6 protein-coding genes are annotated in these 8131 nt (G+C 73.7%); 2 read left to right on the top strand and 4 right to left on the bottom strand.

What is annotated here, in order from left to right:
- The 3 genes from bioD to bioB form a co-directional block, all read right to left on the bottom strand.
- On the bottom strand, positions 1–735 hold a 735-nt coding region (bioD, locus tag ACQRUO_RS37365), incomplete at its 3' end, for a dethiobiotin synthase (protein ID WP_428320631.1).
- A 42-nt stretch (positions 736–777) separates the two neighbouring features.
- Positions 778–2070 (bottom strand): adenosylmethionine--8-amino-7-oxononanoate transaminase, encoded by a 1293-nt coding sequence (locus ACQRUO_RS37360; protein ID WP_428320633.1) that lies wholly within the window; start codon positions 2068–2070, stop codon positions 778–780.
- Positions 2071–2104: 34 nt separating this feature from the next.
- A complete protein-coding gene (bioB, locus tag ACQRUO_RS37355; protein WP_428320630.1) occupies positions 2105–3427 on the bottom strand; it encodes a biotin synthase BioB in 1323 nt (440 codons plus the stop codon).
- A 251-nt stretch (positions 3428–3678) separates the two neighbouring features.
- Here bioB and ACQRUO_RS37350 point away from each other — a divergent pair, with 251 nt between their 5' ends.
- The gene (locus ACQRUO_RS37350) at positions 3679–4548 is read left to right on the top strand and encodes a hypothetical protein (protein ID WP_428320629.1); all 870 of its coding nucleotides are present in this window, start codon (positions 3679–3681) and stop codon (positions 4546–4548) included.
- A 111-nt stretch (positions 4549–4659) separates the two neighbouring features.
- Here ACQRUO_RS37350 and ACQRUO_RS37345 read toward each other — a convergent pair whose 3' ends face one another.
- Complete coding sequence (locus tag ACQRUO_RS37345; RefSeq protein ID WP_428320632.1) at positions 4660–7155, bottom strand: DEAD/DEAH box helicase; 2496 nt, start codon at positions 7153–7155, stop codon at positions 4660–4662.
- 113 nt (positions 7156–7268) lie between these two features.
- On the opposite strand from ACQRUO_RS37345, the gene ACQRUO_RS37340 reads away from it, so the two are divergent.
- Positions 7269–8131 (top strand): aminotransferase class I/II-fold pyridoxal phosphate-dependent enzyme (locus ACQRUO_RS37340; protein ID WP_428320628.1); only part of this gene is annotated, 863 nt, incomplete at its 3' end.

The raw sequence follows: 8131 nt of genomic DNA, 5'->3' as shown, positions 1-8131 counted from the left end.
TACCCACACCCCGAAAGACACCAAGACCGCATTGGGGCACGCCGCTTCCCCCAACCCCCAACCAGCACCCGGCGCGAGCGACGCCGCGGCGAGCCCCGCGAAGTCCGCGGCCTGCGGGGCGCCGGCCGGCAGGGAGCCGAGCAGCGGGGCGCCGGCGGCCACCGGGAGGTCGGCCAGGTTGCAGCGGGTGGCCAGGTCCGGCTGCGCGGGCCAGCTGCCGATCACCACACCGGCCACCGTCAGCTTGCGGGCCTGCAGGGCCTCCGCGGACAGGGTGGTGATGTTGAGCGTGCCGAGCCCGGGGTGGGCGACCAGCAGCACCTCGGCGTCCGGCACGGCCTGCGCCAGGTCGGCCAGGGTCAGCCCGTCGGCGTCGTAGCGGACCAGCAGGCCGCCCGCGCCCTCCACCAGGACCAGGTCGTGCTCCGCCGCCAACTCCTCGACGGCCGCGACGAACCGGGGCACCGTCACGAACGGCATCCCGGCCCGCAGCGCGGCCCGCTCGGGGGAGAGCGGCTCGGGGTAGCGGACCAGCTCCCGGACGGTCAGCGGGCCGCCGGCGAGGCGGGCCACCTCGGCGGCGTCGCCCGGCTCGCCCGGGGCCACGCCGGTCTGGCCGGGCTTCAGCACCGCGGTGCGCAGCCCGGCGCGGACCGCGAGGGCGGCCACCGCCGCGGTCACCGCGGTCTTGCCGACCTCGGTGTTGGTGCCCGTCACGAACAGCACCCGGGTCATCCCACTACTCCTTCGAACTCCTCGGCGGCACGGCTCGCGGGCTCAACCCGCCAGCGCCGCCGCCCGGATCCCGGCGCAGATCCGCGCCAGGTCCTCGTCACCGGTCACGTACGGCGGCATGGTGTACACCAGGTCCCGGAACGGGCGCAGCCACACGCCCTCGCGGGCGGCCGCCTCGGTCGCGGCCGGCATGTCCACCTGGCGGTCCAGCTGCACCACGCCGATCGCGCCCAGCACCCGGACGTCGGCGACGCCCGGCAGCTCGGCGACCTCGGCCAGCCCGTCCCGCAGGCCGGTCTCGATCCGCTTCACCGTGCCCTGCCAGTCCTGGCTCAGCAGCAGCTCGAGCGAGGCGTTGGCGACCGCGGTGGCCAGCGGGTTGCCCATGAAGGTCGGCCCGTGCGCCAGGATCGGGACCTCGCCGCGGCTGATCCCGTCGGCCACCTTCCCGGTGCACAGGGCGGCGGCCAGGCTCAGGTAGCCGCCGGTGATCGCCTTCCCGACGCACAGCACGTCCGGCGAGACGCCCGCGTGGTCGGCGGCGAAGAGCGCGCCGGTGCGGCCGAAGCCGGTGGCGATCTCGTCGAAGACCAGCAGCACGTCGTGCTGGTCGCACAGCTCGCGCAGCGCCCGCAGGTAGCCGGGGGAGTGGAAGCGCATGCCGCCCGCCCCCTGCACCACCGGTTCGACGATCACGGCGGCCAGTTCCGCCGCGTGCTGTTCGAGCAGCGCGGCGAAGTCGGCCAGGTAGGCCGGGTCCGGCTCGGCGTCGAAGCCGGCCGGCGGGGCGGCGGCGAAGACCTGGCGCGGCAGCACGCCGGTCCACAGGTGGTGCATGCCGCCGTCGGGGTCGCAGACCGACATCGGGTGGAAGGTGTCCCCGTGGTAGCCGCCGCGCCAGGTGAGCATCCGGTGCTTCTCCGGGCGGCCGGTCGAGCGCCAGTACTGCAGGCACATCTTCGTCGCGACCTCGATCGACACCGAGCCGGAGTCGCAGAGGAAGACGTGCTGCAACGGCTCGGGGGTGATCTCGACCAGCGTGGCGGCCAGCCGGATGGCGGGCTCGTGGGTGAGCCCGCCGAACATCACGTGGCTCATCCGCCCGAGCTGGTCCTGCACCGCCTGGTTGAGCACCGGGTGGTTGTACCCGTGCAGGGCCGCCCACCAGGAGGACATGCCGTCGATCAGTTCCCGGTTCCCACCGGCGGGTTCGGCCAGCCGCAGGCGCACGCCCGCGGCCGACTCGACCAGGTACGGCTGCTGGATGCCGGGCATCGGGCCGTACGGGTGCCAGACGTGCGCCCGGTCCAGCGCGAGCAGCGTCTGCGGGTCCATGGGCTGCTGGTTCGTCACGGGGCGCACCACGGGCTCAGGCGTTCGGGGCGAGCTCGGTGCCGGCCCCGCGCAGGCGGACCCGGACCAGGTCGGTGCGGGCCGCGTTCTCGTCGCCCTCGATCTCGATCCCGGCGGCCTCGACCTCGGTGGCGTCGGCGGCAGCAGCGACCGGAGCCGCAGCGGTGTGCCCGCCGCACGGCCCGCAGCCGCCGCCCGTCGCCGCGCCGTGCTCGTCCTCGCCCGCCGCACCGTGGTCACCGCAGCCACCGGCGTGCGAGCCGCAGCCGCCCCCGGTGCCGCAGCCGCCGGTGCTCGCGGTGCCGCAGCCGCCCTGCGCGGCCGCGGCCACGTCGGCCCGGTGCCGGGGCAGGGTCAGCTCGCCCTGGCCCTCGACCTCGTAGCCCGCATCCTTGATCATGTCGAGGTCGGCCTGCCCGGCCTGGCCCTCGCTGGTCAGGTAGTCGCCCAGGAAGATCGAGTTGGCGATGTGCAGGCCCAGCGGCTGCAGGCTGCGCAGGTGCACCTCGCGGCCACCGGCGATCCGCACCTCGACGTCCGGGTGGACGAACCGCACCATCGCCAGGATCCGCAGGCAGTGCTGCGGGGTGAGGTTCCACTCCTTGGCCAGCGGGGTGCCCTCGAACGGGATCAGGAAGTTGACCGGGACCGAGTCCGAGCCCAGCTCGCGCAGCGCGAAGACCACGTCCACCAGGTCCTCGGGGCTCTCGCCCATGCCCGCGATCAGGCCCGAGCAGGCCGACAGGCCGGCGCCGTGCGCCTTCGACACCGTGTCCACCCGGTCCGCGTAGGTGTGGGTGGAGGTGATCTCGCCGTAGGTGTTCTCGGAGGTGTTCAGGTTGTGGTTGTACGCGTCGACGCCCGCCGCGCGCAGCCGCTCGGCCTGGTTGTCGGAGAGCAGGCCCAGGCAGGCGCAGATCTCCACGCCCGGCTCCTGCTCCTTGATCGCCGCGATCGTGTTGGTGACCCGGTCGATGTCGCGGTCCGTCGGACCGCGCCCGCTGGCCACCAGGCAGACCCGCTTGGCGCCGCCCTTGACCCCCGCCGTCGCCGCCTCGGCGGCCTCGCCCGGCTTCAGCCAGGTGTACTTCAGGATGCCGGTGTCCGACCCCAGCCGCTGCGAGCAGTAGGAGCAGTCCTCGGGGCAGAGGCCGCTCTTCAGGTTGACCAGGTAGTTGAGCTTGACCCGGCGGCCGAACCACTGCCGGCGCACCCGCCCGGCGGCCGCGACCACGTCCAGCAGCTCGTCGTCGGTGGTGGCCAGGACGGCCAGGGCCTCCTCCCGGGTGGGGAGCTCGCGGTTCAGGCCTTTGGCGGTGAGGGTGTCGAGCAGATCCATGAAGGTGATCCTGCCCGGCGGACCTAGAGCGGCGCCATACCGAATCGGCCAGAAGATCGCCGTGCGGGTGTGCGAGTTGTCACAGTGCGGGACGGGCGGTTCGTTCGTTTGCGACCGCTCGGCTCGGGGCGGGGTGTTCGGCCGGTCGCGCGCCCGGCGCGCGGTTCCCCGTGCGGGCCCGGCGCCCTGACAGACCGTCCGCCGCCTCCCCCTGGCTCCGGGTGGTCACCCCACTGCATAGAATTTGCGCCATGACCAGCACGGGGGACTCCCACTCGATACCCGCCGACGCAGCCGATCCGGCGGGGCGCGGCAGAAGGAGCCTTCGGCTGGGGTCCCGGCAGGTGCTCATCGGGTCGATCGCGGTCGTCGTGCTCGGCGCCGGCGGCTGGGTGCTCTCCCGCCCGCACCCCGGCGCCCTGCTGCCGGGCATCGGGCCGATCAGCCGCGACACGCCGCTGCCGTCCGTGGTCGGCACCCCCGCGCCCGCCTCCGCGGGCAACCCCTACGCCTTCGACGTGAAGCGGCTCTTCCCGCCGACCCGCTCGATCGACCAGGACGGCTACAAGGGGCGCTTCGCCGGCGCCCAGCAGGGCACCGACTGCGGGGACACCCTGCAGACGGCCGGCCAGACCCTGCTGCACGGGGTGGTGTGCCAGGGCTACCTGGCGGTCGACTTCGCCAGCCAGGACAGCAAGGTGACGACCAGCGTGACGGTGCTGCGGTTCGCCGACAGCGATGTCAGCGGGCAGGTGGCCAAGCTGATGGGGGCTCGGCCCGACCTGGTGCGCTTCGTCCAGACCGACGGCACCTTCGCCGACGACGGCTCGGCGAGCCCCTCCGCCGCCCCGGGGAGCCCGGCCGCGAGCGCCCCGCCCGCCACCGCCGTCGCGCCCGGCACGCCGGCCGCCGGGGCCGGAGCGGCCGGGGCCAAGGGCGGTGCGGCCCCGGCGAAGTCCGTCGAGGTGCCGCGGGTCGAGGCCGTGCAGCACTACGTGACCGTCACCAGCTCGCGCTTCGCGGACGGCCACGTGCCGAGCGGCCCGCAGGAGCAGCAGGACCTGGACGCGGCCACCCGGGCGGCGTCCTACACGGTGGGCATCGCCTTCGTCTGGTCCTGAGCCTGGACGGGGCACCGAGCCCGGTCGGCTCCCGAGCGCTGGGCGGCTCTCGAGCCCGGTCGGCTCCCGAGCCCGGGGCGGCTCCCGGGTCCGGGAACCGCCCCGCCCGCCTCAGCCCAGCCGGTCGACCCGGGTCACCTTCAGCACCGCGCGCCCCTCCGCGTCCGACCCGTACAGGTCGACCTCCGCGCTGATGCCCCAGTCGTGGTCGCCCGCCGGGTCGTCGAAGATCTGCCGGACCCGCCACAGCCCCTCGGCGTCGTCCTCCTCGATCAGCAGCATCTTCGGGCCGCGCGCGTCCGGCCCGGTGGCCAGGTCGTCGTGCTCCTCGTAGTAGGCGTCCATCGCGTCCGCCCAGCGGTCCGCGTCCCAGCCCGCCTCGGCGTCCAACTCGCCCAGCGCGCCGTAGTGTTCGAGCGCGGCCAGCTCGACCCGGCGGAACATCTCGTTGCGCACCAGGACCCGGAAGGCACGGGCGTTGGCGGTGACCGGGAGCGGCTTGCTCTCCAGCTCCCGCTCCTCCTGGTCCGGCTCGGTCGGGTTGGCCAACTGCTCCCACTCGTCGAGCAGGCTGGAGTCGACCTGGCGGACCAGCTCGCCCAGCCAGGCGATCACGTCCTTGAGCGCCTCGGTCTTCATGTCGTCCGGCACCGTCTGCTCCAGCGCCTTGTAGGCGCCGGCCAGGTAGCGCAGCACGATGCCCTCGGTGCGGGCCAGGTCGTAGTGGCCGACGTAGTCGGTGAAGGTCATCGCGCGCTCGAACAGGTCGCGGGCCACCGACTTGGGCTGCAGCTGGTAGTCGCCGATCCACGGGTGGGCCCGGCGGTAGACCTCGTAGGCGTGGTCGAGCAGCTCCTCCAGCGGCTTGGGCCAGGTGACCTCCTGGAGCCGCTCCATCCGCTCCTCGTACTCGATGCCGTCGGCCTTCATCTGGCCGATCGCCTCGCCGCGCGCCTTGTTCTGCTGGGCGGCCAGGATCTGCCGCGGGTCGTCCAGGGTCGCCTCGACCACCGAGACCACGTCCAGCGCGTAGCTCGGGGACTCCGGGTCGAGCAGCTCGAAGGCGGCCAGCGCGAAGGTGGAGAGCGGCTGGTTGAGCGCGAAGTTCTCCTGCAGGTCCACGGTGAGGCGCACGGTGCGGCCCTCGGCGTCCGGCTCGGGCAGCTGCTCGATGATGCCGCCGGAGATCAGCGAGCGGTAGACGGCGATCGCCGTGCGGATGTGCCGGCGCTGCGCGGAACGGTCCTCGTGGTTGTCGGTGAGCAGCTTGCGCATCGCCTCGAAGGCGTTGCCCGGACGGCCGATCACCGAGAGCAGCATCGCGTGGCTGACCCGGAACCGGGAGACCAGCGGCTCCGGATCGGCCGCGATCAGCCGCTCGAAGGTCTCCTCGCTCCAGCCGACGAAACCTTCCGGCGCCTTCTTGCGCACCACCTTGCGCTTCTTCTTCGGGTCGTCCCCGGCCTTGGCCAGCGCCTTCTCGTTCTCCACCACGTGCTCGGGCGCCTGCGCCACCACCTGGCCGACGGTGTCGAAGCCGGCCCGCCCGGCCCGGCCGGCGATCTGGTGGAACTCACGGGCCCGCAGCACCCGCACCCGCACCCCGTCGTACTTGGAGAGCGCGGTGAACAGCACCGTGCGGATCGGCACGTTGACGCCCACGCCGAGCGTGTCGGTGCCGCAGATCACCTTCAACAGGCCGGCCTGGGCGAGGCGTTCGACCAGCCGGCGGTACTTGGGCAGCATTCCGGCGTGGTGCACGCCGATGCCGTGCCGGACGTAGCGCGAGAGGTTGCGGCCGAACTTGGTGGTGAAGCGGAAGTTGCCGATCAGGGCGGCGATCGCGTCCTTCTCCGCCTTCGAGCACATGTTGATGCTCATCAGCGACTGGGCCCGCTCCACCGCCTCCTTCTGGGTGAAGTGCACGACGTAGACCGGGGCCTGACCGGTGGTCAGCAGCTCCTCGAGGGTGTCGTGCAGGGTGGTGCGGCGGTACTCGTAGAAGAGCGGGACCGGGCGGGTGGCCGAGCGGACCACGGTGGTGGGCCGGCCGGTGCGCCGGGTCAGGTCCTCCTCGAACCGGCGCACGTCGCCCAGGGTGGCCGACATCAGCAGGAACTGCGCCTGCGGCAGCTCCAGCAGCGGGATCTGCCAGGCCCAGCCGCGGTCCGGCTCGGCGTAGAAGTGGAACTCGTCCATCACCACCTGGCCGATGTCGGCCCGGCCGCCGTCCCGCAGCGCGATGTTCGCCAGCACCTCGGCGGTGCAGCAGATGATCGGCGCGGTCGGGTTGACGCTGGCGTCGCCGGTCATCATGCCGACCTGCTCGGTGCCGAAGATCTTGCACAGGTCGAAGAACTTCTCCGAGACCAGCGCCTTGATCGGGGCGGTGTAGAAGGTGCGCTTGCCCTCGGCCAGCGCCGCGAAGTGCGCTCCCGCCGCCACCAGTGACTTCCCCGACCCGGTCGGGGTCGCGAGGATCACATTGGCGCCGGTGAACAGCTCGATCAGCGCCTCCTCCTGGGCGGGGTAGAGCGTGATGCCCCGCTCCTCCGTCCACCCGGCGAAGGTGGTGAAGAGCGCGTCGGGGTCGGCGGGCTTGGGCATCAGGTCAAGGAGCGTCACCCGGCCCACCCTATCGTTCGTGCGGGTTCCGGCCCCCGTCCGTGTGCGCCGGACCACGTTGCCGGGGCCGGGTGGCGCGTGCCAGGCTGCGGCGCATGATCCAGGAACCCGTCACGACCGTCCGCCCGGCGGCGCCCGCCGCCGTCTTCGACTGGCTCGACGAGGCCGCCGAGCTCCGCGCCCGCGCCGGACTCACCCGCACGCTGCGCAGCCGCCCGGCGCTGGACGTGGTGCTCGACCTGGCGAGCAACGACTACCTCGGCCTGACCCACCACCCCGAGGTCACCCGGGCCGCCGCCGAGGCCGCACTGCGCTGGGGCGGCGGGTCCACCGGCTCCCGGCTGGTCACCGGCACCACCGAGCTGCACACCGAGCTGGAAGTCGAGCTGGCCGACTTCTACGGGGTGGAGGCCGCGCTGGTCTTCTCCTCCGGCTACGCCGCCAACCTGGCCGCCCTCACCGCGCTCACCGACCCGGACACGCTGATCGTCTCCGACGCCTACAACCACGCCTCGCTGATCGACGGCTGCCGGCTCTCCCGGGCCGCCGTGCACCGCGCCCCGCACGCCGACCCGGGGGCGGTCGCCGCGGCGCTCGCCGACCGCACCCAGCCGCGCGCCCTGGTGGTCAGCGACTCCGTCTTCTCGGTGGACGGCAACGCCGCCCCGCTGGAGGGCCTGGCCGCCGCCGCCCGGGCGCACGGCGCCGCGCTGCTGGTGGACGACGCGCACGGCCTCGGCGTGCTCGGCCCCGGCGGCAGCGGCGCGCTGACCGCCGCGGGGCTGGCCGGGGCGCCGGACGTGGTGGCCACGGCCACCCTGTCCAAGTCGCTCGGCTCGCAGGGCGGCGTGGTGCTCGGCCCGCGCCGGGTCATCCGGCACCTGGTGGAGACCGCCCGCACCTTCATCTTCGACACCGGCCTGGCCCCGGCCGCCGCCGGTGCGGCCCTCGGCGCGCT

Source organism: Kitasatospora sp. LaBMicrA B282 (genome assembly GCF_050325825.1).
In the GTDB taxonomy this organism is placed as follows: domain Bacteria; phylum Actinomycetota; class Actinomycetes; order Streptomycetales; family Streptomycetaceae; genus Kitasatospora.
The sequence above is the reverse complement of the archived record's forward strand: the minus strand, read 5'-3'. Positions and strand labels throughout refer to the sequence as shown.